We start from the raw sequence: 26,473 nt of genomic DNA on the forward strand, positions 1-26,473 counted from the left end.
GATGCCTCCAGCACGACTGTGGGGTCGGGAGCCCCGCGGCACGTGACGAACCTGTACCGGACGACGCGTCCGTGTCGGGTGGGGGGAATCACAGGGCGTTTCCCCTGCCCGGCGCCCCGCGCAGAAGGGACCGCTGACGGCGATGCAGATCCGGCTGACCGTCCTCGCGCCGCGCAGCGGCCAGACCCCGGCGCGCGCGTGCGACGTGCTGGTCACCGCCCCGCCCGGAACGGCGCTCGCCACCGTGGCGTCCAACCTGGCCGCGGCAGTCCTGGGGCCCGACGGCTCGCTCGGCAGCGGTGCGGTGGTGCTGTTCGCCGGGCGTGAGCGGCTCGACGCCCAGCGGTGCGCGCTGGGCGAGCCTCCGCTGGTGGACGGCGCGGTGCTCTCGCTCCAGGTCCCGGGCGAGGACGAGGCGGTGGACGACGCCGTCCCGGCCCGGCTGCACGTGGTCGCGGGGCCGGACGCGGGCGGGGTCCATCTGCTGCACGGCGGACAGATCCGGATCGGCCGCTCCGCCGACGCGGACGTCCCGCTCGACGATCCCGACGTGTCCCGGCTGCACTGCGCGGTGACGGTCTCGCCGGACGGCCTGGTCTCGGTGGCGGACCTCGGCTCCACCAACGGCACCCTGCTCGACGGCACGGAGGTCCGCGACCGCCCGGTCCGGCTGAAGCCCGGTGCGCTGCTGCGGCTCGGCGAGTCCACGCTCCGGCTGACCTCCGGGGCGCCCGCGCCGACGCTGGCCACGGCACCGGACGGCGAGGGTCATCTGCGGGTGTCCGGCATGGTCGGCGCGGTGGGTGCCGACGACGGCTCGGGACACGGTTACGCCGCGCCCGCCTCCCACGCGCCCGCCTCCCACGAGGACCCCGGCGCCGGTCACGCGTACGGGGGCGAGGGCGACGGGCGGGCCGACGGGCACCGGCCGTCCGCCCCCGTCCCGGACGACGGGGCGCCCCGGCGGGGCGGGATAGGCGCCTGGGCCCGCAGACTCACGGGCAACCGGGGCGAACCCCTGCACGAGGCCGCGCCCGACGGGGCGGGGGCCGCCAGGCCGCCGTTCCCGGACACCCCCTCGACGGCGTCGGGGTCCGCCGCGCGGAGCGCCTGGCCCGACCCGGCGGCCGTGCTGCTGACCGCGCTCGGCCCGGGCCCCCGGCTGTGGGAGCGCGGCACCGCCCACCCCGAGGCGCTCGTGGTGCGCCTCGGGACGACGGACCGGGCCGAGCTGCCCGCGGTGCCGGTGACGGTGGGGCTGCGGGAGGCCGGCTCGCTCGGGCTCGCCGGACCGCGGACCCGGCTGGCCGGGCTCGCCCGTTCCACGGTGGCGCAGCTCGCCGCACTGCACTCCCCCGCCGATCTGGAGATCGTGCTGATCAGCACGGACCGCGCCCGCGGCGCGGACGAGCGCAGACGCGAGTGGGCCTGGCTCGGCTGGCTTCCCCATCTGCGTCCGACGCACGGCCAGGGCTGCCGGCTGCTTCTCGCGTACGACCGCGAACAGGCCACCGCCCGGGTCACGGAGCTGCTGCGCCGGCTGGACGAGGGCCCGCTCGGGCCCGGCTGGGCGAGCCTGGACCGGTCCACGGTCGCCGAGGCCGCGGAGCGGTACGCGGGTCCGTACACCGTGGTGATCGTCGACGGCGACCCCGGCTCGGCGGCGCTGCGCGAGAACACCGCCCGGCTGGCCGCCGCCGGTGCCGCGGCAGGCATCCATCTGATCTGTCTGGCCGAGACCCCGGCCGCCACGCCCACCTCACCGGTCGCGGCGACGTACGAAGCCGCCTGCCATGCCTCGATCGCGTTCCGCGAGTGCGGGGCGGTGGCGATGCTCAGCGGCGATGTGGCGACGGCCCTGCGGCTGCTGCGGACGGCGGACGGCCGGGCCGCGGGCCGCGGCACGGTCGCCGCGGTGGACGCGGTGTCGGCGCACTGGGCCGAGCGGTTCGGCCGGGCACTGGCCCCCTTGCGTACGGAGGGCTCCGCCACGGCCCACGGCCGGTCGGCGTCGGCCTCGCTCCCGACGACCGCCCGGCTGCTGGACGAGCTGGGCCTGGCCCGTGCCACCCCGGCCTCCCTGATGGCCCGCTGGGCCTCCACCGCGGACGACCAGCCGGGCGCCACGGTGCGCGGCTCGGGCCGCTGGACGGGCGGACCGGCGGGCGGTGGCGCGGGCGACGGCGCCGGGACGGAGAGCCGCGGTTCGGGGCGTACGGAGTACCCGCGCGGCGCGGGCCCCCGTGTGGGCGCCCAGCGCGTGGGCGGTTCGGCGGTTCCGGACGGCTACGTCCCCGGCTCGGGCCGCACCCCGTACCCCGGCAGCGAGAACGCCACCCACATCGGCACCCCGGTCCGCCCCCTCGCCCCCGGCGACGGCGGCCACGGCACCCCCGACCCGGACCGCACCCCGTATCCCGACTCCGGCCGCACCCCATATCCCGACTCCGGGCGCGGCTCGAACCGGGTCAGCGGGCCGCGCGGCGACGCGCCCCGGGTCGCCGCGCGAGGCGCCGGGAGCGCCGCCCCGGCCGGACGCACCGCCGCCGGGACGACCGCGGAGGCGGGCGCCGAGCCGGACACCGGCACATCCGCGGCCGTCGGGCGGCCCGTGGTGGTGCTCGGCGCCGGGCCCCGGGGCGCGGTCAGCGTGGATCTGTCGGAGGAGGGCCCCCACCTCCTCATCGAGGGACCGGCCGGCAGCGGGCGCACGGAGCTGCTGCGGGCCGTCGCCGCCTCGCTCGCCGCGGCCGCCCGGCCCGACCTGCTGGGCATCCTGCTGGTCGACGGCGCGGGCAGCGACCGCGGCGAGGGCCTTCGCCCCTGTACCGAACTGCCGCACGCGTTCACGCACCTGGTGGCCTCCGATCCGGTGCGGATGCGGGAGTTCGCCCAGGCGCTGGGCGGCGAGCTGAAGCGCCGGGCCGAGCTGCTCGGCGCGTACGACTTCACCGAGTGGCACCGCCGGCACGAGGTGGCGCGGCGGATGGTCGGCCAGCGCCCGTCGGCCGCCGCGGAACAGCGCGGTGACGTGGACGCCCCGATGAGCGGGACGCTCCGGCTGCGCCCCGCCGCCCGCTCCTCGGAGCCCGGGCCCTCCCCGCTGCCCCGGCTCGTCGTCCTGGTCGACGACTTCGACGCGCTGGTCGCCCCGGCGCTCGGCAGTCCCGGCCGCCCCGCCGCGGGTTCGGTGGTGCGGGCCCTGGAGGCCGTGGCGCGGGAGGGCGGCCGGCTGGGCGTCCACCTGGTCGCCGCGTCCGCCCGCCCGGACCGTACGGAGGACACGGACCTGGCGCACGGGGCCCGGCTGCGCATCGTGCTGGACGCGCCGGTGGTCCAGCCGTCCCCGGAGGACCCGGCGCCCGGACGGGGCAGGCTCGGGCATCCGGACGGCCGGGTGACCCCGTTCCAGGGCGGCCGGGTGACCGGGCGCATCCCGCGCACCGCCACGCTGCGGCCCACCGTCGTACCACTGGAATGGGAGCGGATGGGCGATCCGCCGACCCGGCGCCCGGTCCGCGAGCTGGGCAACGGACCGACCGATCTGGCCCTGCTGGCCAGTGCGCTGGAGTGGGCGGCCCGGTCGGTGAACGCCGAGCCGATAGCCCCGTTCGGGCCCGTCCACTCCTGAGGGAAACCGGGTCCGGACATCCACTGACATCACGTCACGAGCCCATCACGATCAAGGAGTTGACACGAGAAGCGGTATTGCGGCGCCCGTACACCGGGCGTAGGACTGTGCGCACACAACGATGTGAGAGACGGGGAAGCAATGCGCACAACCCTTCGGATCAGCAGGGCCGCCGCGGTGTTCACCGCCGTCGGTGCCCTGGCCCTCACCGGTTGCAGTGACGACGGCGGAAAAGACAAGTCGGGCAAGGGCTCGGGGAGCGGCAAGGGAAGCCCCTCCAGCGTCGTACTGCCCAAGCTGGACGGCGAGAAGCTCTCGGTCGCGGCCGTCTGGACCGGCGCCGAGCAGGCCAACTTCGTCAAGGTCCTCAAGGAGTTCGAGAACCGCACGGGCGCGAAGGTCACCTTCGTCCCGGCGCAGGACCCGATCGTCAACTTCCTCGGTACGAAGATCGCGGGAGGCCAGCCGCCGGACGTCGCGATGATCCCGCAGGTCGGAGCGATCCAGCAGGCCGCCCAGAAGAAGTGGGCGAAGCCGGTCGGCCCCGAGGCCAAGGCCCAGCTGAGCAAGAACTACTCGCAGGTCTGGCAGGACCTCGGCGCGGTGGACGGCACCCAGTACGGCGTCTATTTCAAGGCCGCCAACAAGTCCCTGATCTGGTACAACACCAAGGCCTTCGAGAACGCGGGCGCGGCCGAGCCGAAGACCTGGAAGGACTTCCTGAAGACGGCCGAGACGATCTCCGCCTCGGGTGTCACCCCGGTCTCCGTCGGCGGCGCCGACGGCTGGACGCTCACCGACTGGTTCGAGAACATCTACCTCTCCCAGGCCGGTCCGGAGAAGTACGACCAGCTGGCCCAGCACAAGATCAAGTGGACGGACCCGTCCGTCAAGGACGCGCTGACCACGCTCGCCGAGCTGTTCGGCAAGCCGTCGCTGATCGCGGGCGGCGCCGACGGCGCCCTGCAGACGGAGTTCCCCGCCTCGGTCACCCAGACCTTCACCGGCGGTGACCAGCCCAAGGCCGCGATGGTCTACGAGGGCGACTTCGTGGGCGTCAACATCGCGCAGACGAAGGCGAAGATCGGAACGGACGCCAAGGTGTTCCCGTTCCCGGCGGTCGGCGCCGAGTCCCCCGTCGTGACCGGTGGCGACGCCGCGGTGGCGCTGAAGGACGGCAAGGGCGCCCAGGCCCTGCTGACCTGGCTGGCCTCGACCGACGCCGCGCAGATCATGGCCGAACAGGGCGGGTTCATCTCCCCGAACAAGGCCCTGGACGCCTCCGCGTACCCGAACGAGGTGCAGCGCACGATGGCGAAGGCGCTGATCTCGGCCGGTGACGCGGTCCGGTTCGACATGTCCGACCAGGCGCCGCAGTCCTTCGGCGGGACGCCCGGCAAGGGCGAGTGGAAGACCCTCCAGGACTTCCTGAAGAGCCCGAAGGGCATCGCGGGGACTCAAGCGAAGCTGGAGTCCGACGCGGCCAAGGCGTACAAGAGCTGACGCGATGACGACAGCCGCAGCGGGGGGCGCCGACGCGGTGCCCCCCGCCGACAAGCAATCGTCCGCGGAGCCGTCGGTGCCCGCGCCCAGGAAGCCGTCCGGCCCGCCGCCCGGCGGCCCGGGGCGCAGCCGCCGGAGCGTGACCGGCACCCGCAGGTTCATCGCGGTCCTCTTCCTGGCACCCGCGCTGGTGCTGCTGGGCGCGCTCGTGGTCTATCCGATCGTGTACTCCGTCTACCGGTCGTTCCTCGACCAGGCGGGTACGGGTTTCGCCGGGCTCGACAACTACAAGGCGCTGTTCACGGACGACACCATCCGTACGGCGGTCAAGAACAACGCGATCTGGGTGGTGCTCGCGCCGACGGTCTCCACGGCCCTCGGGCTGATCTTCGCGGTGCTCACGGAACGGATCCGCTGGGGCACGGCGTTCAAGCTGGTCGTCTTCATGCCGATGGCGATCTCCATGCTCGCCGCCGGCATCATCTTCCGGCTGGTGTACGACGCCGCTCCGGAGCGCGGGGTCGCCAACGCCGTGTGGGTGGGGGTGCACGACACCTTCGCCGAGTCGGCGGGATATCCGAAGGCGCATCCGCTGCCCGTCCACCCGCTCAAGGCGGGCCCCGGCGGTTCGTTCGTCACCAAGGCGCCGGTACGGGCCGGGCAGCCGGTGCGGCTGCCGCTGGTCGGGGTGGTCCCGGCGAACATGCCGAAGGACGCGAAGCCCGCGAAGGCCGCCGCGGCGAAGGACGGCGAGATCGCCGGCACCGCCTGGCTGGACTTCACCAAGGGCGGCGGCGGCCGGCCCAATGTCATCGACGCCGAGGAGCTGGGGCTCAAGGGCCTCCAGGTCGAGGCGGTCAAGGACGGCAAGGTGGTCGCCACGGCGACGGCGGGCGCGGACGGTACGTTCACCCTGCCCGCGTCGGCCGACGGCGCCGGAATCCGGCTGCCCGCCTCGAACTTCGAGGAGCCGTACAACGGGGTCGAGTGGCTCGGCCCGACCCTCGTCACCCCCGGGATCATCGGTTCGTACGTCTGGATGTGGGCCGGGTTCGCGATGGTGCTGATCGCGGCGGGGCTCGCGGGGCTGCCCCGTGAACTCCTCGAAGCGGCCCGGGTGGACGGCGCGAACGAGTGGCAGGTGTTCCGCCGGATCACGGTGCCGATGCTCGCGCCCGTGCTCGTGGTGGTGCTGGTCACCCTGATGATCAATGTGCTGAAGATCTTCGACCTGGTCTTCATCATCGCGCCGGGCTCCTCGCAGGACGACGCGAACGTGCTGGCACTCCAGCTCTACCGGTCCTCGTTCGGCACGGACGCGGACCTCGGGATCGGCAGCGCCATCGCCGTACTCCTGCTGCTGCTGGTACTCCCGGTGATGTACGTCAACATCCGCCGGATCCGGAAGGAGGGGCGCCGATGACGACAGCGCCGACCACGGCCACGAGCACCCCGGCCGAAGACGTTCCGGTGAAGGCGGAGCGGTCCCTCGGCGCACGCGTCGCCGCCCGCGCCGGCGGCGGTGCGATGCGGATCTTCCTCGTCCTGGTGGGCCTGTTCTGGCTGATGCCGACGGTGGGGCTGCTGCTGTCCTCGCTGCGCGGCGCGGACGACATCGCGGCGACCGGCTGGTGGAAGGTCTTCACGGCCCCGTCGCAGCTCACCTTCGACAACTACGCCACGCTGCTGGACAATTCGACCATCACCCACTCCCTCCTCAGCACGGTCATGATCACCGTCCCGGCGACCGTCCTGGTCGTGGTGATCGGTTCACTGGCCGGATACGCCTTCGCGTGGATGGAGTTCCCCGGTCGCGACTGGTGGTTCCTGGTGGTCGTGGGGCTGCTGGTGGTCCCGGTGCAGGTCGCCCTGGTCCCGGTCTCCAAACTCTTCGGCGCGGTCGGGATCTTCGAGACGACCTTCGGCGTGGTCATCTTCCACACGGCCTTCGGCCTGCCCTTCGCGATCTTCCTGCTGCGGAACTTCTTCGCGGAGATCCCGAGGGAGCTGCTGGAGGCGGCCCGGCTGGACGGGGCGGGCGAGATCCGGCTCTTCACCCGGGTCGTGATGCCGCTGGGCGGTCCGGCGATCGCCTCGCTCGGGATCTTCCAGTTCCTCTGGGTGTGGAACGACATGCTGGTCGCGCTGATCTTCGCCGACTCGGACTCACCGCCGATCACGGTGGCCCTCCAGCAGCAGGTACGGCAGTTCGGCAACAACATCGACGTGCTGGCGCCCGGCGCCTTCGTGTCGATGGTGATTCCGCTGGCGGTCTTCTTCGCCTTCCAGCGCCAGTTCGTCTCCGGCGTGATGGCGGGCGCGGTGAAGTGAGCCGCGAACAGTAGCCGGTCGTCGGACGGGCTTGAGGGCAGGCCCGTCCGACGGCGCGGTCAGCGTTGCTGGCCCGCCATCACCGTGACGAGGCCGACGACCACGAGCAGCGAGCCGCCCCAGGTCCACATCGAGGTCCGCTCGTGCAGCACGGTCGCCCCGGCCAGCACGATCAGCAGATACCCGAGGGCGTTGAACGGGTACGCGATGGACAGCGGCACCTTGGCCAGGGTCGCCATCCAGGCGAGGGCGGAGACCGCGAAGACCACCAGGCCCAGGACGACCCAGGGGCTGGTCGCGGCGCGCAGGGCGACGGATCCGCCGCCGTGTCCCGCGGCGGCCGCGGCGCTCTTCATCCCGTGCTTGAGCATGATCTGGCCGCCCGCCGACGAGAACACGGCGAACAGCAGCAGCGTCAGACTGGGGAGGGTCAAGACCTTGCTCCTGACTGCGGCTCCCTGGGACTGCGGCTCCGGGGAGGGGGCGGGACGGGGGACGGCGGCCTCAGACGCCGACCCGGTCGGCAGGGACGTACTGTCGGTTGAGGATGTCCTGTACATCGACGTGCTCTCCAGCGATGATCGTCTCGGCCGCATGCGGGGTGAGCAGTGCGACGTGCTGATAGCCGAACAGCGTCGGCCGGATCCGGGTGAGCAGTTTCGACACTCCGCCCAGGACCGCGGGGAGCGGTCCGCCGCCGAGCAGCGCCCAGAACGGGGCCCCGGTCGACGCGATGTGGAGGACGTCGTAGCCCGACTCCCTGACGGTGCGGCGCAGGCTGGCCCGGGTGAAGAAGCGCAGATGCGTCTCGTCGAGAATGCCGCGCCGGTCGTAGCCGAAGACTCCGAACGCGACCCGCAGCCGTGAGTACCAGTGGCTGAAGTTCGGTACGGAGAGCAGCACACGGCCGCCGGGCCGCAGCACCTCGGCGACCTCGGCGAGCACCCGCTCGGGGCGTGAGAGGTGCTCGATGACATCGCCGGCGACCACGTAGTCGTAGCCGACGCCGATCTCGGCCGGCAGCCCGTCCTCCAGGTTGGCGAGGTGGAAGCGGGTGCACTTCTCGCGTACGCCGGGTACCTCGACGTAGTCCACGCCGGTCACCTCGTGGCCGAGGGCTTCGAGGCGCTGGGCGAACAGGCCGCCGGAGCAGCCGAGGTCGAGGACCCGGCCGGGCGGGAGGCTGCGCATCTTCTCCAGGATGACGGCGTGCGAGGAACCGTCGCCCTCCTTGAACGCGTACTCGACGGGCTTGGGGATCCAGCCGCAGGTGCCGAATCCCTTGACGGCGAGCCGGTATTCGAGGACGTCCTTGACGACGTCCTTCGCGTACTTCATGCCGTTGACGTAGCAGATCTCGTCGCCGTAGTAGGTGGGGACGGGGATCTCCTTGATCCGCATCCCCTCGTTGAGCAGTTGGACGATGATCTGGGTGTCGAAGTCGAACGCGTCGGTGTTCCGGTGGATCGGCAGTTTCTTGAGCGCCGCGACGCTGTAGGCGCGGTACCCGGAGTGGAATTCGGAGAGCTGCGAGCCGAGCAGGGCGTTCTCCAGCCGGGTGAGAATGCGGTTGCCGAGCCATTTGTACATCGGCATGCCGCCCTTGAGCGCGGATCCGGATTTCATCATCCGTGATCCGAAGACGGCCTCGCATTCGCCGCGTTCGATGGGTGCGACCATGTCGGGCAGGAATTCCGGGGCGTACTGTCCGTCGCCGTGCAGCAGCACGATGATGTCGAGTCCGTGCTCGGCGGCCAGTGCGTATCCGGCCTTCTGGTTCCCGCCGTATCCGAGGTTCTTGGTGTGCCGCATCACCACGGTCCGCGGCATTCCTTCCGTCTGCGACCAGCGGCAGCCCGCGGTGAAGGTCGCGTCATGGCTCGCATCGTCGAGAATGAGGATTTCGGCGACCTTGGACCGGAAGTCCTCCGGAATGCGGTCGAGGGTCTTCTCCAGCGTCGTCTCGGCGTTGTACGCGACCACCAGGATGCCGATCCTGGGGCTCGGGCTTTCCTTCACGGGGCGTTCTCCAGTTGCGCTCGGTGCTCGGTACGTGGTGCTTGCTTCTCGGAGGCGGTCAGTTGACGGCGGAACCGGTGGGCTGCGAGGTACGGGGCGCGGTGACCGTGCCGCACCCGGCGGGGGGCTGTCCGGGCGGGCCCGGCCGGGTGGCGAGGATCTTGCGGATCCCGCTGAAGACGCCCACGGCGAGAACCACCCAGCCGGCCTCGGCGAGATGCAGCACCGTTTCGCTCCAGCGCACGGCGGAGCGTCCGTGGTAGCCGAGGACCGCTGTCAGACCGAGCAGGCAGCCGTACGCGGCGCCCTCCCAGAACCCGACGACGAACAGCCCGGCGGCGGCCCAGGTCAGGTACTGGAGCGCGGACGCGGTGGAGAGCAGCAGCAGCAGGCTCATCGTGACGCCGACGACGACCGGCAGCTGCGCGGGCCGCAGCCACGCGAGCCAGACCCCGGCCGCCACACAGGCCAGTACGAACAGGAAGTGGCCGTCGCCCTCGATGAAGGTGATGAAGGACTGCGGCAGGCCTGACAGGTCGGCGAACCGGACGAGCCCCCAGAGCCGGTAGCCGCCGCCCGCGTACTCCAGGACGTTCTCCTTGAGGTTCTCCGGCACGGTCATCAGGACCGGCCCCCAGACGAGGGCGATCAGCGCGGCGAACCCGGCGGAGAAGCGGACGAAGGCCGGCCGGCCGGCCCGCAGCGCGACGAGGAACAGCGCCGGGATCACCACCACGGGGATGAACTTGACGCTGATCGACAGCGCGGCGGCCAGCCCGGCGGCCAGCGGCGCCTTCCGGTCCACCAGCAGATGGGCGGCGGCCAGGGCGAAGGTGATGGCGACCGCGTCGGTGTTGCCGTGATAGCCGGAGGTGGCGATCAGCACGGGGCTGGCGGCCACGCCCACTCCGCAGGCGACGGCGGCGCCGGTCGAGGCGCGCCGCCGCACGATCTCGAAGACGAGGAGCGCGCAGAAGAAGTCGGCGATCGAGGCGGGCGATCTGATCAGCGTCCCGAAGGGGATGCCCATTTCGGAGAGTTTGTTCAGACCGAGCAGCATCCAGCCGGCCAGTGGCGGATGGTTGTAGACGGGAAGTCCGGGAAGCGGCTGCTCATAAATCCGAATGGGCCCGTAACGCACGATCGCCTTTGCGAAACCACGAAAGATTCGCACATCGGCCGGGCCCGGCTTGTTCGCCGCGATCAGCATTCGGGTGACAAGACCCGCGGCCGCGGCAATGAGCACCATCGCTCTTGCGCGTGGCACGTCCCAGGTTTCGCATCGCATTCGGATACCCATGAAAACAGAACGTAGCAACCCGAAGACGTCGAGCGACGCACCGATGGCCACACTTAGAAGGACTATTACTTGAATGCGCCGCACCTGTGCGCAAACACTCGCACCCCTGAACCACTCGAACGGTTCAGGGGTGCTGTGGGGATTCCGGTGTTCTCGCCCGGCCGGCGGCGGTACCGGCCGACGGTGCGGATTACAGCATTCGGTCGACCACGGCCGCCGCCGCGTTCCCGTCGTCCAGGTCGCAGAAGTCCCGGCGGAATGCCTCGTACGCCTGCGCGTGTCCCGCGACGGAGCGTTCCGGGTCGCGCAGCGCCTCGACCAGGCCGGTGGAACCGGGGATCAGCGGGCCGGGGGCGCGGGCCTCGAAGTCGAAGCAGAAGCCGCGGGTGTCGCGGTAGTGCGCCAGGTCGTGGGTGTGGAAGAGCATCGGGCGGCCGGTCCGGGCGAAGTCGAACATCAGCGAGGAGTAGTCGGTGACCAGGGCGTCGCTGATCAGCATCAGCTCGCCGGCGTCCGCGTGGCGCGAGACGTCCCGGACGAAGCCGCTGCCGCTGTCCGGGACGCGGTCGGCCACCAGGTAGTGGCGGCGCACCAGCAGGACGGTGTCCGCGCCGAGTTCGCGTTCGGCGGCGGCCAGGTCGAGTCGCAGGCCGAGGGCGTAGCGGCCGTCGCCGAGCGGCTGGTCCTCGCGCAGGGTCGGCGCGTACAGCACGACCCGCTTGCCCTCGGGGAGCGCGAGCCGTTCCCGTACCGCCGCTGCGACCTTGGCCCGGTCCGGGGCGTGGAAGAGGTCGTTGCGGGGGTGGCCGCACTCCAGGATCTCGCCCCGGTAGCCGAACGAGCGCCTGAGCACGGGGGTGGCGAAGCTGTTCGGGGAGACCAGGAAGCTCCACTGGCGGGCGCGCTGCTCAAGGGCGGCGGTGCGTACGGCGTCGGCCCGGGCGGTGCCCGCGAGGTCGAGGCCGATGCGCTTGAGCGGGCTGCCGTGCCAGGTCTGGACGACGCACTGGCCCTGGCGCCGCTCGAACCACTGGGGGAGCTGGGTGTTGGTGACGACGTACCGGCTGCGGGCCAGCGCCTCGTGCCAGGCGGCGGAGCCGTGCTCGACGGCCGTGGCGCCCGACGGGATCCGGGCCTGCTGGTCGCGCACCACCCACAGGTGCTCCAGCTCGGCGCCCCGCCGGGCCATTTCCTCGTGGATCGCGCGCGGTGAGTCGGAGTACTGGCGGCCGTCGAAGCTGCTGTACAGCACCGTGTCGCGCAGTGGCGCGGTGCGCCGCGTCCGGTACGTCCCGCGCAGCAGCCGTTCGCCGCGCGGGCCGCGTTCCCCGGCGGTGAGCACCGGGGCGCTGTCGATCAGCAGTTGGTCGTGGAAGCGCCGTTCGACGGTGTACGTGCGGCCGGCGAGGGTGCGGGCGGCGGGCAGGGTGCGGTGGGCGGCGGCCGGGATGCGCAGCGGGGCTCCGTCCGTCCCGCCCCGCTCGCGGAGGAGGAGGTACCAGTGCCCCTGGCCCAGCGGCAGGTTCCCGCCGGGGCCCTCGACGGCGTCCGGCCGCAGCGCGGCCCTGAACCGGCGGGCGTCGGCGGGCCCGGAGAAGGTGAGGGGGAATGCGGCCTCCTCGCCGTGGCCGCTGTGCCTGGCCACCAGCTCGACCTGCTGTTCCGGGAGGCCGGGGAAGCTGCCCTCCAGGAGGAGCTGTCCGTCCTCGGTCCAGGTCGCCAGATCGACGGCGGGCTGCACGGTGCGGTCGGTGATCAGCAGATCTCCGCGGGAGCCGGTGGTGAGGCCCAGTTCGCGCCGCTCGTCGCCGTCCCCGGCCAGCGGGTAGCGGCCGGGCAGGACCGGCCCCGGCACGTCGACCGGCGTCCGGCGCCCGTCCGGCCCGACGAGACGCAGGCTGTACGGGATCCGGGCGCGGCCCGGTCCCTGTGCCGTGTCCGGCCGGCCGTCGGCGAAGGCGTCGAGCGGGATGTCCGCGGTGAACCTGCGCCACCCCGCCGCCGAGGGCACGGTCCCCTCGTGCACTGTCACCGGGCGGTCGATGGTGGTGCCGGAGGGCTGGTGGGTGAGGGCGAGTCGCAGCGGCCCCTTGCCGAGGCGGTCGCGGATCATTCCGTCGATGACCACGGCGGCGGCCCCGTCGCCGGTGTCGCCCGCGCGGTGCGTCTCGAAGCGGGCGTCGATCCGCTCGGCGTGCAGCACCAGCCTGCCGCCGTCGAAGGCGGGCACGATCCGGTGGTCGCCGTCGGGACGGTGCACGGGCGGCGGTGCGGCCGCCTCGTCGGTGGCGAGTCCGGAGCGGCGCAGCGTGCCGGATCCGGCGATGCCGATCTCCGGGCGCCAGGTGAGCCGTTCGACGCCGCTGTCCGGGTCGATGCGGAGCCTGGCCGGGTCGACGACGGTCTCGAAGCCCGACCGGTCGTAGTCGTGCAGGCTCTGCCGGGACCGGGCGGTGGCCTCCGGCTCGTCGACCGTGCGCAGCCGCAGCGGCACCACGTGCCGGCGCCCGGCCCGCAGCCAGCCGGCCCGGAACTCGGGGGCGCGCGGGCCGGCGGGCAGGTTGCGGATGTACGCGTACCCCTTGAGGTGCAGCCTGCCGCCCTCCCAGCGGGCGTCCCGCAGCCGGGCGGTGAGCGGCAGGTCCCGCTCGCCCAGCCGCAGCACCGGCCGCGGCACCGGCCGGGTGAGGGCCGGGTAGGAGGCGCTGCGGCGGCGCAGGCCCCGCACCTCGAAGGCGCCCGGCTCGGCCTTGTCGAAGGCGAGCAGGTCCAGCAGCTCGCCGGTCCGCCGTTCGCGCACGAGGTGCCACATCAGCCGCAGCCGCAGCGGCAGCGCGTCGAGGACGGCCGGGTCGACCTGGTCGGTGAACTCGTTGGCGTACGTGAGGAAGGCGCGCCGGTACTCCTCGTCACCGCCGGGCAGCGCCTCCATGAAGTGCCAGAGGTCGTTGGCGAGCACATGCGCCTCGTACTGCCGTTTGTCGGCGGCGTCGCGGTGCTCGTCGAGGAAGGCGGAGACGCCCAGCACGTGCGAGACCCGGTCCTGGACGCCGCGGACGAGGGCGCGGCGGGTGGTGACCGGGCCCGGCCGGTCGCGCCAGTGGTAGACGGGGTCCTTCAGCACGTCGACGGAGCGGGCCAGGAAGTGGGCGGGCAGGACGACGGGGATGTCCTCGTGGAGGGCGCCGACCGGGAAGGCGAAGGCGTGCTCGTCCCAGAAGGACCGGCGGAAGACCTTGTTGCAGGCGGTCCGGTCGGCGGCCAGGTCCCAGTCCCGGGAGATGTGGGTGCGCAGCCGTGTGGTGGCCATGGGTCTGCGGAGGCCGGGCGACTGCTGGAGGCTGCCGGAGGCCCGCAGCCGCAGCACATTGCCGGAGGCGAGGTCCGAGCCCGTCTCGTCCAGGGCGCCGACGAGGAGTTCGTACGCGCGGGGCGGGAGCATGTCGTCGCTGTCGGCGAAGGCGAGATGGCGAGCGCCCGGATCGCAGTTGCGGACCCCGGTGTTGCGGGCGTGCCCGGGCCCGCCGTTCTCCTGGCTCACCAGCCGGAACCTGCCGTCCTGCCCGGCGAAGGCGGCGGCCAGGGCCGCGCTGTCGTCGGTGGACCCGTCGTCGACCATCACCACCTCCAGGTCGCCCATGGTCTGCTCCGCGAGGGACTTCAGGCAGTCCGTCAGATAGAGCTCGACGTTGTGGACGGGTACGACGACACTCAGCCGTGGCGGCATGTTGGGCACGTCCGTTCATCGGGGCCTGGTTGTCCGTAGGTCTCAACCCCGTGACGGGGCGGGGGTCACCGGCAGCGGTCTCTCCCGAACGGGTGAGATCGGCCGCGCCCCGGTTGCCGCCGGGTCCCGATCACGCCGAATCCCGTGTTCATCCGTTCGGGGCAGTCCCGGTGACCCGGGGCCTCCGCCCCGGTTGACCGGTCATGAAGCCGCGCCTCAGTGTCGTCGTCCCGGTCCACAACGCCGAGGACCACCTGGAGGACTGCCTGCGCTCGGTGGCCGAGCAGGCGGTCACCGACATCGAGGTGGTCCTCGTGGACGACGGTTCGACGGACGGCAGTACGGCCATCGCCGAGGACTTCGCCGCCCACGACCGCCGCTTCCGTCTCGTGCGCCGCCCCAACGGCGGGCCGGGCGCGGCCCGCAACACGGGCGTGCGGCACACCATGCCGGGCGTGCCGTACCTGGCGTTCGCCGACAGCGACGACATCGTCGTCCACGACGGCTACGCGCGGATGCTGGCCTCGCTGGAGTCGACCGGCTCCGACCTCGCGACCGGCAATGTGTGGCGGCTGGACGAGCGGGGGCGGCGGCAGGCCTCGCAGTACCGGTGGCTGACCCACACCCGGACGCGCACCCACATCGGCCGCGATCCCCGGCTGCTCGCCGACCGGTTCGTCTGGAACAAGGTGTTCCGGCGCTCCTTCTGGGACCGGCACGCCTTCGCCTTCCCGGAGGGGAGGCTCTACGAGGACGCCCCGGTGGTGATCCCGGCGCACTACCTGGCCGGCTCGGTGGACGTGCTGCACGAGCACGTCCACTACTGGCGGGTGCGGGAGGGTTCGGTCGTCCGGCGGTGTACGGATGTGCAGGACGTACGGGACCGGATCGCGGCGTGCGAGCAGGTCAGCGCGTTCCTGGCGGGCCGGGGCGGGGTGGCGAACGGCGGTGCGCGGCGCCGCTACGACCTCTCGTGCCTGCGCGACGACCTCGTGTGCTTCCTGGAGGGGCTCGCCCCGGGCGGGCCCGGGTACCGGGAGGCGTTCATGGCGGACGCCGGAGCGTTCCTGGACCGGATGGAGCGGATGGACGGGGCGGGCCGCGCGGACCGGGCCGTGGCCCACGATCTGCCGGTGGAGCTGCGGATCAAGTGGCAGCTGGTGAAGGAGCGCCGGCTCCCGGAGCTGCTGGAGGTGCTCGCCTTCGAACGGGCCAACGGCGCGGGGACGTTCACCGTCTGCGGGGTGCCGGGGCGGCGGCAGGCCGGTTTCCCCGGCATCCCGGACACCGCCCGGCTGTCCCGAAGCGATCTGCCGGCCGTGGCACGGCTGCTGGACGCGCGGTGGGGCGAGGACGGGAAGCTGCGGCTGCGCGGTTACGCGTACCTCCGGAATCTGCCGGCCGCGACGCCGCGCCACGCGCTGAAGGTGGGCATGGTGCGCACGGTCCACGGACAGCAGCTGCGGACGGTGCCGGTCCGCGGGGTGTCCGCGCCCGAGGCGACCGTCGACTCCGGTCAGCGGGTGCACGGTTACGACCACTCCGGCTTCGAGATGCTCGTCGACCCGCGCCGGCTGCGGCCCGGCGGCTGGCTGGTGGGCATGATGGTGGCCGCCCAGGGCACGGTCCGCCGGGTGGCGGTGCGCGCCGTGGAGGCGGGGGCCGTCCAGCCGCTCGTCCACGACCTGGGCGACGGACGGCGGGCGGTGCTCGACTTCCGGGGCGGCCGGCTCCGGCTGAACCTGGCGCAGCTGCCCGCCCGTTGCGAGACCCACCGCTTCGGCGAGGACCTGGAGCTGACCGGCAGGCTGTACGGGGACGCCCGGCCCAAGGCCCTGGTGCTGACCTGCGACGGGGTGGCGGACCAGGAGTTCGGCCACCCCGTCGAGTGCCGTCCGGACGGCCGCTTCACGGTACGGGTCCCGCTCGCCGACCTCGCCGGGATGGCGGCCGCGCCACCGGCCCCGCACCGGGCGCCGCGCGAGGTCGAGCCGGAGCCCGGCGGGCGGTGGCGGGCGCTGCTGGTCCTGGCCGACGGGGAGCGGGTGCCGCTCGCGGCGGCCGGGGAGTCGGTGCCGCCGGTCGTGGCCGACGCGGCGGGCGAGCTGGTGCTGGACCTGAGCGGGCAGCCGTTCGTGGACGGGGCCGTGTGGACGCCGGACGGTGCGCTGCGGTTGGAGGGGGTGACCGGCGCCGGTACGGGCCTGCGGCAGGACGCGGGCCCGGACCGGCTCGTTCTGCGGCACGAGGGGCTGCGCGAGACGGTGTCGGTGCCCGTGACCTACGACGAGCGGCGCCCGGGGGTGCGGGCGGGAAGGGGCGCGGGGGCGCGCGGGACGGCGTACGGGGGGTGCCGCTTCTCCGCGTTCCTGGCGCCCTCGGTGGCCGCCGGGCTGCACGAGGGCCGCTGGGAGGCGTATCTGGGCGGCCGGCCGGTCCGGGTGCTGACCGCGCTCGCCGCCCGGCTGCCGCTGCGCGGGAGCGTCCCGGTCGCGGCGGCGCCCGTGCCCGGCCGGGAGTTCGCCCTGGGCCGCCGGTTCGGCGACCGGCTGACCGTGCTGGCCGGGCCGGTGCTGGCGCCCGCCGAACGCGGTGCGTACCGCCGGGCCGAACTGCGCGGCAGCCACTACCCGGCCCGGCGCGCGATGCCGCTGCGGGACGCGGTCCTCTACACGGGCGGCGACTCGCCGCGCGCCGTCCACGCCGAACTCCTGCGCCGGGGCGTGGAGTCGGAGCACCTCTGGGTCACCGACGGCGTCCACGGCCATGTCCCGTCCACCGCCGTCCCGGTCGTCGAGCACAGCGCCGCCTGGTACGAGGCGCTGGCGCGGTCCCGCCGCATCGTCACCGCCGACCAGCTGCCCGAGTGGTTCGAGCGGCGGCCCGGCCAGACCGTCGTGCAGACCTGGCACGGCGCCCCGCTCGGCCGCTTCGGCACGGATCTGGCCGGCACCCTGTACGCCGACCACCAGGAGCTCGCCACGCTGGCGCACCGCTCGGCCCAGTGGTCCGTCCTGGTCTCCCCCAGCCGCCACTCCACCCCGCTGCTGCGGCGCGCGCTCGGGTACGGGGGCGAGGTCCTGGAGGCCGGCTCCCCCGCCAACGACCTGCTCTTCTCGGCCGACCGCGCCAAGACCGCGGAGCGGGTGCGGCGCAGGCTCGGCATCCCGGACGGCCGCCGGATCGCGCTGTACGCGCCGACCTACCGCGAACAGCTGGCCCGCCCCCCGGGCGCCGACGGTGAGCGGCCCCGCTACCGCTGGGACCCGGCGCTCGACCCGGCGGTGCTGGTGCGGTCCGTCGGTGAGGCCCACACGGTGCTGGTGCGCCGCCATCCGCGGGTGACCGGGAGCGTGCCCGAGCGGCCGGGCGTACGCGATGTGTCGGCGCACCCGGACACCGCGGAGCTGCTGCTGATCGCCGATGTGCTGATCACGGACTACGCGGGCCTGATGTTCGACTTCGCGCACACCGGCCGCCCCATGCTCTTCCATACCTACGACCTGGCGCACTACCGCGACACGGTGCGCGGTTTCTGCCTGGACTTCGAGGCCCGGGCGCCGGGCCCGCTGCTCGCCGGCGCGGACGGCATCGCCGCGCTCCTGCGCGACGCCGACACCCTGGCCGCCGCGGCGGCCCGGCACGCGGAGGCGTACGAGAGCTTCCGCCGGGACTTCTGCGACCTGGACGACGGCGGGGCGGCGGCCCGTGTCGCGGACCGGCTGCTGGCCGAGGGGTAGGGCCGGTCGTTCCGATCCGGCATCATCCGAACGAGAGACCCTAGCCCGCCTTGAGGGCGGCGACGGCGGAGGCCGCCAGGTCGTCCAGGTACCTCTTGGGCAGCGGGGCGCGGACGACGGCGAGCCGCCAGTAGAGCGGGCCGACGATCAGGTCCAGTGCCCGGTCCGGATCGCTGCCCCCGGGCAGCTCGCCGCGGGCCACCGCGTCCCGTACGACGACGGCGGCGATGCCCTGCTGCGGGTCCAGCAGGGCGGCCTTGATCGTGTCGGAGATCTCCGGATTGCGGGCCGCCTCGACCAGCAGGTCCGGGATGACCTGCGAGGCGACGGGGTGGCGCAGGGCGTAGGAGGCCAGTTCGAGCACGGCCCGGACGTCCCCGTACAGCGAACCGGTGGCCGGGGCCGGCATGCCCTGGACCGCGACGGCGGACACCAGGTCGAGGACCAGGGCCAGCTTGGACTTCCAGCGGCGGTACACGGCTGTCTTGCCGACGCCCGCGCGCCGCGCGATCCCCTCCATCGACATCCGGGCGAAGCCCACCGCGGCCAGCTCCTCGAAGACGGCGCCCCGAATCGCATCGGTGACGTCCTCGCGCAGCACGGCGGCTCCGGCGGGGACACGGCGGCGGGCTCCCGGGTCGGTGGTCATGGCCGAATCATAGTCCGTAGCGACGGAACGGTTGCGTTGCGACGTAAATGCGTCCTACCCTCGGCGTTGCGACGATACGGTCCCGTTCCGTCGGTCGTCGCTCCCCTGCCCTCCCGTCGAAAGCGATCGTGGTGAGCCAGACAGCAACCCCGCCGGCCCCGGCCGACACCCCAGCCGGTGCGGCCCTCCCGGTGTACGCGCCGGGCGAGCTCGCCGCGCTCGCCGCCCGGCACGGACTGACGATGAGCGGGGCCCGGCCCTCGCTGGTGGCGTACGTGCGGCAGCTGTGGGGGCGCCGGCACTTCATCACGGCGTTCGCCACCGCCAAGCTGACCGCCCAGTACAGCCAGGCGAAACTGGGCCAGATCTGGCAGATCATGACCCCGCTGCTGAACGCGACGGTCTACTACTTCATCTTCGGCGTCCTGATGAACACCAAGCGCAACGTCGAGGACTTCGTGCCCTTCCTCGTCACCGGCGTCTTCATCTGGACCTTCACCAGCAGCTCGATCACCGCGGGCACCCGCGCGATCAGCGGCAACCTGGGGCTCGTCCGGGCGCTGCACTTCCCACGCGCCTCGCTGCCGATCGCCCTGGCCCTGCAACAGCTCCAGCAGCTGCTGTTCTCGCTGGGCGCGCTGGTGCTGATCCTGGTCGGGTTCGGGCAGTTCCCCAAGCCGTCCTGGCTGCTGGCGGTCCCCGCGCTGTTCCTCCAGGCGCTGTTCAACACCGGTGTCTCCATGGTGGTGGCGCGGCTGGCCGCCCGGACACCCGACATCGCCCAGCTGATGCCGTTCGTCCTGCGCACCTGGATGTACGCGTCCGGGGTCATGTGGAGCGTGGACACCATGCTCAAGGGCGACCGGGTTCCGCACTTCGTGATGGTGATGCTGGAGTGCAATCCGGCCGCCGTCTTCATCGACCTGATGCGGTTCGCGCTCATCGACAGCTTCGGCGCGTCCCACCTCCCGCCGCATGTGTGGGCGATCGCCGCGGGCTGGGCGCTGGTGTGCGGCGTGGGCGGATTCGTGTACTTCTGGCAGGCGGAGGAGCGGTACGGACGTGGCTGATCACATGACCGACATCGACGAGCGGGTCCCGACCGTCGTCGTGGACGACGTCCACATCACGTACAAGGTCAACGGCGCCCGCACCGGAAAGGGCAGCGCCACCTCGGCGCTCAGCCGGATCGTCTCGCGCCGGCAGGCCCCCGGGGTGCGCGAGGTGCACGCCGTGAAGGGGGTGAGCTTCGCCGCGTACAAGGGCGAGGCCATCGGCCTGATCGGCTCCAACGGCTCGGGGAAGTCGACCCTGCTCAAGGCCATCGCCGGTCTGCTGCCCGCCACGAAGGGCCGGGTGCACACCCAGGGCCAGCCCTCGCTGCTCGGGGTGAACGCCGCGCTGATGAGCGATCTGACCGGCGAGCGCAACGTGGTGCTCGGCGGTCTCGCGATGGGCATGACCCGCGCCCAGATCCGCGAGCGCTACCAGGGGATCGTCGACTTCTCCGGAATCAACGAGAAGGGCGACTTCATCACCCTGCCGATGCGTACGTACTCCTCCGGCATGGGCGCCCGGCTGCGCTTCTCCATCGCGGCCGCCAAGAGCCATGACGTCCTCCTCATCGACGAGGCGCTGTCCACCGGCGACGCCAGGTTCCAGCGGCGCAGCAAGGAGCGGATCATCGAGCTGCGCAAGGAGGCCGGCACGGTCTTCCTGGTCAGCCACAGCAACAAGTCGATCACCGAGACCTGCGACCGGGCGATCTGGCTGGAGGCCGGGACGCTGCGGATGGACGGTCCGGCGGACGAGGTCGTGGCGGCGTACGAGAAGTTCACCTCCGGCAAGAAGTAGGGCATCGCGGCAGGGGCGACGAACGGCCCGGGGATAAACTCCCCTGCCGCACCACGGGGTTGCGCTCGAACCGCTCAGGGGGGCACATGCAGGACGGTGTACCGGGACCGCTGCGGGCGGACGACCCGCGGGAGATCTCCGGCTATGCCCTGCGGGCCCGGGTGGGCGAGGGCGGGATGGGCACCGTCTGTCTCTCGCACACCCGCGGCGGCCAGGCCGTCGCCCTGAAGGCGATCCGCCGGGAGTACACGCGGGACGCGCAGTTCCGGTTGCGGTTCGCCCGCGAGGTGGCCGCGGCCCGCCGGGTCTCCGGGTACCACCTGCTGCCCGGCGTCCACTGACGCGCGGCCCGCGCATCCCGGCAACGCGAAGGGGAGGCGGCCACCGGAAGACCCGGCGACCGCCTCCCCTCCCGACGGGCTAGGCGTGCGTACGGAGCAGCGTGCGCATCGTCCTCATCGCGACCGACAGGTTCGCCAGGTCGAAGGCGTCCGAGCCCTGGATCTCGTCGAGGGTGGAGCGGGACCGCGTCAGGATCGCCGCGTTCTTCTCCTCCCAGGCCTGGAACCGCTCCTCCGGCGTCGAGGTGCCGTTGCCCACCGCCAGCACGTCCGCGGTGAGCGCGGCGTGCGCGGCGTACAGGTCCTCGCGGATGGAGGCGCGGGCCATGGACTGCCAGCGGTCGGCCCGCGGCAGCTCGATGATCCGGTCCATCAGCTGGGTGATGCCCAGCCGGTCCGCGAGGTCGTAGTACACCTCGGCGACGGAGAGCGGGTCCTTGCCCGTGCGCTCCGCGATCGCCACGATGTCCAGCGCCGGGAAGGCGGAGGAGAACCCGGCGACCCGCTGGGCCAGCTCGCCCGGCACGCCCGCCTCGGTGAGCTCGTCCAGGATCGACTGGTACCACTCCAGGTCGGCGCCCATCAGCATCTTGGGCAGCTCGGCCCAGACCTGGTCGACGCCCGCCTTGAAGAAGTCGATCGTCGCGGCGATCTCCAGCGGCTGCGGCCGGTTGCCGAGCAGCCAGCGCGAACCGCGCTCGACGAGCCGGCGCGAGTGCAGCCGGATCCGGGTCTGCACGTCGGCGGCGACCTCGTTGTCGAGCGCCTCGACGGCGTCCCACACCTGGCCGAGACCGAAGATCTCGCGGGCCACGAACTGCGCCCGCACGATCTCCTCGATCGAGGCGCCGGTCTCTTCCCGCAGCCGGTGCAGGAAGGTCGAACCACCGCTGTTCACGGTGTCGTTGACCAGGACCGTGGTGATGATCTCGCGCCGCAGCGCGTGCCCGTCGACCGCCTCGGGGAACTGCTCGCGCAGTTGCTCCGGGAAGTAGGCGTGCAGCAGCTTCTGCAGGTGCGGGTCGTCCGGCAGGCTGGTCCGGATCAGCTCCCGGGCCGCGGTGATCTTCGTGTACGCGAGCAGCACGGCCAGCTCGGGCTGGCTGAGCCCCTTGCCGGCGTTGAGCAGCTCACGGATCTGGCGGTCGTTGGGCAGGAACTCCAGACCGCGGTCGAGGTCACCGTCCCGGCCCAGCCGGCGCATGAAGCGCTGGTGGGCGTGGAGCAGCGAGGGGGACTGGGTGGTGGCGTTGGCGAGCGCGACGTTCTGCGCGTAGTTGTTGCGCAGCACCAGACGGCCGATCTCGTCGGTCATCTCGGCGAGCAGCTTGTTGCGCTGCTTGACGGTCATGTCGCCGTCCCGGACCAGGCCGTTGAGCAGGATCTTGATGTTCACCTCGTGGTCGGAGGTGTCCACGCCGGCGCTGTTGTCGATCGCGTCGGTGTTGATGTGGCCGCCGCCCCGGGCGAACTCGATCCGGCCGAGCTGGGTGGCGCCGAGGTTGCCGCCCTCGCCGACGACCTTGGCCCGCAGGTCCTCGCCGTTGACCCGGATCGCGTCGTTGGCCTTGTCGCCGACGTCCGCGTTCGACTCGGCGGAGGACTTGATGTACGTGCCGATGCCGCCGTTCCACAGCAGGTCCACGGGGGCCTTGAGGATGGTCTGCATCAGATCGGCGGGCGTCATCTTGGTGACACCCGGCTCGATGCCGAGCGCCTCGCGGATGTGCGCGTTGATCGGGATGGACTTGGCGCTGCGCGGGTGGACGCCACCGCCCGCGGAGAGCAGGTCCTTGTTGTAGTCGGCCCAGGAGCTGCGGGGCAGCTCGAACAGACGGCGGCGCTCGGCGTACGAGGTGGCGGCGTCCGGGGACGGGTCGATGAAGATGTGCCGGTGGTCGAAGGCCGCGACGAGCCGGATGTGCTCGGAGAGCAGCATGCCGTTGCCGAACACGTCACCGGACATGTCACCGACGCCGACGACGGTGAAGTCCTCGGTCTGGGTGTCGTGGCCCAGCTCGCGGAAGTGCCGCTTGACGGACTCCCAGGCGCCGCGGGCGGTGATGCCCATGCCCTTGTGGTCGTAGCCCGCGGAGCCGCCGGAGGCGAAGGCGTCGCCGAGCCAGAAGCCGTACCCGACGGCGACCTCGTTGGCGATGTCGGAGAAGCTCGCGGTGCCCTTGTCGGCGGCGACGACCAGGTAGGTGTCGTCCTCGTCGTGCCGGACGACGTCCGTGGGCGGCACGACCTCGCCGGCCACCATGTTGTCGGTGATGTCGAGCAGCGCCGAGATGAAGGTGCGGTAGGAGGCGATGCCCTCGGCCATCCAGGCGTCACGGTCGACGGCCGGGTCCGGGAGCTGCTTGGCGACGAAGCCGCCCTTGGCGCCGACCGGCACGATGACGGTGTTCTTCACCATCTGCGCCTTGACCAGGCCGAGGATCTCCGTACGGAAGTCCTCGCGCCGGTCCGACCAGCGCAGACCGCCTCGGGCGACCTTGCCGAAGCGCAGGTGCACACCCTCGACGCGCGGGGAGTAGACCCAGATCTCGAAGGCCGGGCGGGGCGCCGGCAGGTCCGGGATGGACTGCGGGTCGAACTTCATCGAGACGTAGCCGTGCGGCTTGCCGCTGTCCGCGCGCTGGAAGAAGTTGGTGCGCAGGGTGGCCTTGATGACGGTGAGGAAGGACCGCAGGATGCGGTCCTCGTCGAGCGAGGCGACCTGGTCCAGGGCCCCGTCGAGCTCTTCGAGGAGGCCGTCGATCAGCTCGGTGCCGGCGTGCTGCCGCTCCGGGGACATCCGGGCCTCGAAGAGCGAGACCAGCAGCCGGGTGGTGTGGACGTTGTTGCGGAGCGTGCTCTCCATGTAGTCCTGGCTGAACGTCGACCCGGCCTGGCGCAGGTACTTCGCGTAGGCGCGCAGCACCATCGCCTGGCGCCAGCTCAGACCGGCGCCCAGCACCAGCGAGTTGAAGCCGTCGTTCTCGGCCTCACCGGTCCACACGGCCGCGAAGGCGTCCTGGAAGCGGTCGCGGGCGTCGTCGGCGAGGTAGTTGCCGTTGCCGTTGGTCTGCGGCATCCGGAGCCCGAAGTCGTAGATCCAGGCGTGCGTACGGTCCGCGCAGCGCAGCTCGTACGGACGCTCGTCGACGACCTCGACGCCGAGCCGCTGGAGCGCCGGGAGCACGGCGGAGAGGGAGACCTGCTCGCCGGTCCGGTAGATCTTGAAGCGGCGCTCGCCGGGGGCGGCGCCGACCGGCTCGTACAGGCTGAGGGCGAAGTCGGTCCCGTCCTGCTTGAGCGCTTCGAGGTGGACCAGGTCGGCCACGGCGGAGCGCGGCGTGTGGTCGGCCTTGTAGCCCTCGGGGAAGGAGTGGCCGTACTGGCGCAGCAGCTCGGCGGCGCGTTCCTCGCCGCACTCGGCGCCCAGGGCCTCCTGGAAGCCGTCGGCCCAGGAGCGGGCGGCCTCGACGAGACGGGCCTCGATGCGGTCGGCCTCGGAGTCGGTGAGGTCGGGCAGCTCGGTGCCGGGTGCGACGCGGACGACGAAGTGGAGCCGGGAGAGGATCGACTCGGTGTTCCAGGCGGTGAAGTCGACGCTGGTGCCGCCCAGCTCCTCCTTGAGGATGTCGATCAGACGCAGCCGCACACCGGTGGTGTAGCGGTCGCGCGGCAGGTAGACGATCGCGGAGTAGTAGCGCCCGTACTCGTCCTGGCGCAGGTAGAGCCGCAGCCGGCGGCGCTCCTGGAGGTACAGCACGGAGGTGACGACGGAGCGCAGCTGGTCGACGGGCGTCTGGAAGAGCTCGTCGCGCGGGTACGTCTCCAGGATCTGCAGCAGGTCGCGGCCGTCGTGGCTGTTGGGCGAGAAGCCCGCGCCCTCCAGCACCTCGGCGACCTTGCGGCGGATGACGGGCACCCGGCGCACGGACTCGGTGTAGGCGGCGGAGGAGAACAGTCCGAGGAAGCGGCGCTCACCGACGACGTTGCCGTCCGCGTCGAACTTCTTCACGCCGACGTAGTCGAGGTAGCTGGGGCGGTGGACGGTCGAGCGGCTGTTGGCCTTGGTGAGGACGAGGAGCCTGCGCTCGCGGGCCTTGGCCCGGGCGTCGGCGGGCAGCCGGTCGAAGGACGGGCTGACGGGGTGCGCCTCGTCGACGCTGTGGTGCGGGTCGGAGCGCAGGATGCCGAGGCCGGTGCCGGGGACGGCGGCCAGCGAGTCGGTGTCCTTCAGCTCGTACTCGCGGTAGCCGAGGAAGGTGAAGTGGTCGGCGGCGAGCCAGCGCAGCAGCTCCCTGGCCTCGTTCACCTCTTCGTCGCCGAGGCCGTCGAGCGGCTCGCCGGGCAGGTCGTCGGCGATGCGCAGCGCGGCCTCGCGCATCTTGTCCCAGTCCTCGACGGTCTCCCGTACGTCGGACAGCACGCGCAGCAGGTCGGCGGCGATCTGCTGGAGGTCGGCACGGTCGGTCTCGCGGTCGATCTCGACGTGGATCCACGACTCGACGAGGGCGTCGTGCGGCAGCTCGCTCTTCTTGTCCTCGGCGCTCTTGCGGCCTGTGGCGATGCCGTTGCCCTCGGCGAGGACCTCGATGAGCTTGCCGGTGACGTCGCGGCGTACGACGACCTGCGGGTGGATCACGACATGGATGCCGCGCCCCTGCCGGGACAGCTCATTGGTGACGGAGTCGACCAGGAACGGCATGTCGTCGGTGACGACCTCGACGACGGTGTGGCTGCACGTCCAGCCGTTCTCCTCGACGGTCGGGGTGTGCACCCGGACGTTCGCGGTGCCCTGCGGGCGCGTCTCGGCGAGGCGGTAGTGGGAGGAGGCGGCACCGAAGACGTCCACCGGGTCGCGGCCCGCGATGTCCTCCGGAGCAGTGTGCAGGTAGTAGCGCTGGAGGTAGGAGAGGAGCACGTCCTGTCCGGGACGCTCCTGCTCGGCCCCGGCGGCCGCAACACGCACCCGGGAGGTACCTCCCGGGCCACCGACACCACCGCCCGGGCTGTTGTCAGCTACCTTGGCGGCCCGTGCGAGCAGCTCGGCCTTGGCTTCGTCCAGCTTGGTCTGCATGTCCTCTGGCTCCTGTCGCGCGCCGTTGCGAGACGTAGGTGAAAAAGACGACGTACCGCCACGACACGGGGTATCCGGTCTGAGTCGACGCTATGCCGCTATGAGAGACGCCCGGGACCATATTGGCCATTTTTGGCAGTCGGTCCGGGCTGCGGGAATCAGCGAAGGCCCGGGTGCGGTGGCACTCCGGGCGCAGGCCGGGGGCTTCACTGCCCCCGAGGCGTATCGCGCTGATCACGGGGTCCAGGCTATATCGCCCGCCCCCATGACCGTCACGAGCCGTTTGTGTAAAAAGATGAGCCCG

General features: G+C 72.3%; 14 protein-coding genes. 8 read left to right on the plus strand and 6 right to left on the minus strand.

Going from position 1 to position 26,473, the window contains the following annotated elements:
- Positions 1 to 142: 142 nt before the first annotated feature.
- From ACWCPY_RS10560 to ACWCPY_RS10575, 4 genes are all read left to right on the plus strand, one after another.
- On the plus strand, positions 143 to 3,631 hold the full coding sequence (locus tag ACWCPY_RS10560) for an FHA domain-containing protein (RefSeq protein WP_451263930.1): 3,489 nt from the start codon (positions 143 to 145) through the stop codon (positions 3,629 to 3,631).
- Between the two features lie 141 nt (positions 3,632 to 3,772).
- On the plus strand, positions 3,773 to 5,134 hold the full coding sequence (locus ACWCPY_RS10565) for an ABC transporter substrate-binding protein (protein ID WP_451263931.1): 1,362 nt from the start codon (positions 3,773 to 3,775) through the stop codon (positions 5,132 to 5,134).
- Positions 5,135 to 5,138: 4 nt separating this feature from the next.
- Positions 5,139 to 6,557 (plus strand): carbohydrate ABC transporter permease, encoded by a 1,419-nt coding sequence (locus ACWCPY_RS10570; protein WP_451263932.1) that lies wholly within the window; start codon positions 5,139 to 5,141, stop codon positions 6,555 to 6,557.
- Positions 6,554 to 7,465, plus strand: a complete 912-nt coding sequence (locus ACWCPY_RS10575) for a carbohydrate ABC transporter permease (RefSeq protein WP_451263933.1) — start codon at positions 6,554 to 6,556, stop codon at positions 7,463 to 7,465. The genes ACWCPY_RS10570 and ACWCPY_RS10575 overlap by 4 nt, the downstream gene beginning before the upstream one ends.
- Before the next feature lie 59 nt (positions 7,466 to 7,524).
- On the opposite strand, the gene ACWCPY_RS10580 is transcribed toward ACWCPY_RS10575, so the two are convergent.
- From ACWCPY_RS10580 to ACWCPY_RS10595, 4 genes are all read right to left on the minus strand, one after another.
- Entirely contained in the window at positions 7,525 to 7,899 is a 375-nt protein-coding gene (locus ACWCPY_RS10580; protein WP_256260352.1) for a DMT family transporter, read from the minus strand.
- 70 nt (positions 7,900 to 7,969) lie between these two features.
- Positions 7,970 to 9,484 carry a methyltransferase domain-containing protein gene (locus ACWCPY_RS10585; RefSeq protein WP_451263934.1) on the minus strand — a complete coding sequence of 505 codons (1,515 nt, stop codon included), beginning with the start codon at positions 9,482 to 9,484 and terminating at the stop codon, positions 7,970 to 7,972.
- A 58-nt stretch (positions 9,485 to 9,542) separates the two neighbouring features.
- The gene (locus tag ACWCPY_RS10590; RefSeq protein ID WP_451263935.1) at positions 9,543 to 10,625 is read right to left on the minus strand and encodes a glycosyltransferase family 39 protein; all 1,083 of its coding nucleotides are present in this window, start codon (positions 10,623 to 10,625) and stop codon (positions 9,543 to 9,545) included.
- Between the two features lie 349 nt (positions 10,626 to 10,974).
- A complete protein-coding gene (locus ACWCPY_RS10595; protein ID WP_451263966.1) occupies positions 10,975 to 14,511 on the minus strand; it encodes a bifunctional glycosyltransferase/CDP-glycerol:glycerophosphate glycerophosphotransferase in 3,537 nt (1,178 codons plus the stop codon).
- 203 nt (positions 14,512 to 14,714) lie between these two features.
- Between ACWCPY_RS10595 and ACWCPY_RS10600 the strand changes: the two genes are divergently transcribed.
- On the plus strand, positions 14,715 to 18,251 hold the full coding sequence (locus ACWCPY_RS10600) for a bifunctional glycosyltransferase/CDP-glycerol:glycerophosphate glycerophosphotransferase (RefSeq protein ID WP_451263936.1): 3,537 nt from the start codon (positions 14,715 to 14,717) through the stop codon (positions 18,249 to 18,251).
- A 40-nt stretch (positions 18,252 to 18,291) separates the two neighbouring features.
- Here the strand turns inward: ACWCPY_RS10600 and ACWCPY_RS10605 are convergent, their stop codons facing one another.
- Positions 18,292 to 18,900 (minus strand): TetR/AcrR family transcriptional regulator, encoded by a 609-nt coding sequence (locus ACWCPY_RS10605; RefSeq protein WP_451263937.1) that lies wholly within the window; start codon positions 18,898 to 18,900, stop codon positions 18,292 to 18,294.
- 128 nt (positions 18,901 to 19,028) lie between these two features.
- Here ACWCPY_RS10605 and ACWCPY_RS10610 point away from each other — a divergent pair, with 128 nt between their 5' ends.
- The 3 genes from ACWCPY_RS10610 (at position 19,029) to ACWCPY_RS10620 (ending at position 21,095) form a co-directional block, all read left to right on the plus strand.
- Positions 19,029 to 19,970 carry an ABC transporter permease gene (locus tag ACWCPY_RS10610; protein ID WP_451263938.1) on the plus strand — a complete coding sequence of 314 codons (942 nt, stop codon included), beginning with the start codon at positions 19,029 to 19,031 and terminating at the stop codon, positions 19,968 to 19,970.
- Between the two features lie 4 nt (positions 19,971 to 19,974).
- On the plus strand, positions 19,975 to 20,754 hold the full coding sequence (locus ACWCPY_RS10615) for an ABC transporter ATP-binding protein (protein WP_266733791.1): 780 nt from the start codon (positions 19,975 to 19,977) through the stop codon (positions 20,752 to 20,754).
- An 86-nt stretch (positions 20,755 to 20,840) separates the two neighbouring features.
- The gene (locus tag ACWCPY_RS10620; RefSeq protein WP_451263939.1) at positions 20,841 to 21,095 is read left to right on the plus strand and encodes a hypothetical protein; all 255 of its coding nucleotides are present in this window, start codon (positions 20,841 to 20,843) and stop codon (positions 21,093 to 21,095) included.
- Positions 21,096 to 21,174: 79 nt separating this feature from the next.
- Here ACWCPY_RS10620 and ACWCPY_RS10625 read toward each other — a convergent pair whose 3' ends face one another.
- Positions 21,175 to 26,169, minus strand: coding sequence for an NAD-glutamate dehydrogenase (locus ACWCPY_RS10625; RefSeq protein WP_451263940.1), 4,995 nt, complete (start codon positions 26,167 to 26,169; stop codon positions 21,175 to 21,177).
- Positions 26,170 to 26,473: the final 304 nt, after the last annotated feature.

Source organism: Streptomyces sp. NPDC002403 (assembly GCF_053593015.1).

What these genes read in the sequence shown, in the direction of transcription:
- ACWCPY_RS10560 (WP_451263930.1), top strand. Translation starts at nt 143, where the DNA reads ATGCAGATCCGGCTGACCGTCCTCGCGCCGCGCAGCGGCCAGACCCCG.
- ACWCPY_RS10565 (WP_451263931.1), top strand. Translation starts at nt 3,773, where the DNA reads ATGCGCACAACCCTTCGGATCAGCAGGGCCGCCGCGGTGTTCACCGCC.
- ACWCPY_RS10570 (WP_451263932.1), top strand. Translation starts at nt 5,139, where the DNA reads ATGACGACAGCCGCAGCGGGGGGCGCCGACGCGGTGCCCCCCGCCGAC.
- ACWCPY_RS10575 (WP_451263933.1), top strand. Translation starts at nt 6,554, where the DNA reads ATGACGACAGCGCCGACCACGGCCACGAGCACCCCGGCCGAAGACGTT.
- ACWCPY_RS10595 (WP_451263966.1), bottom strand. Translation starts at nt 14,511, where the DNA reads ATGCCGCCACGGCTGAGTGTCGTCGTACCCGTCCACAACGTCGAGCTC.
- ACWCPY_RS10600 (WP_451263936.1), top strand. Translation starts at nt 14,715, where the DNA reads ATGAAGCCGCGCCTCAGTGTCGTCGTCCCGGTCCACAACGCCGAGGAC.
- ACWCPY_RS10605 (WP_451263937.1), bottom strand. Translation starts at nt 18,900, where the DNA reads ATGACCACCGACCCGGGAGCCCGCCGCCGTGTCCCCGCCGGAGCCGCC.
- ACWCPY_RS10615 (WP_266733791.1), top strand. Translation starts at nt 19,975, where the DNA reads ATGACCGACATCGACGAGCGGGTCCCGACCGTCGTCGTGGACGACGTC.
- ACWCPY_RS10620 (WP_451263939.1), top strand. Translation starts at nt 20,841, where the DNA reads ATGCAGGACGGTGTACCGGGACCGCTGCGGGCGGACGACCCGCGGGAG.
- ACWCPY_RS10625 (WP_451263940.1), bottom strand. Translation starts at nt 26,169, where the DNA reads ATGCAGACCAAGCTGGACGAAGCCAAGGCCGAGCTGCTCGCACGGGCC.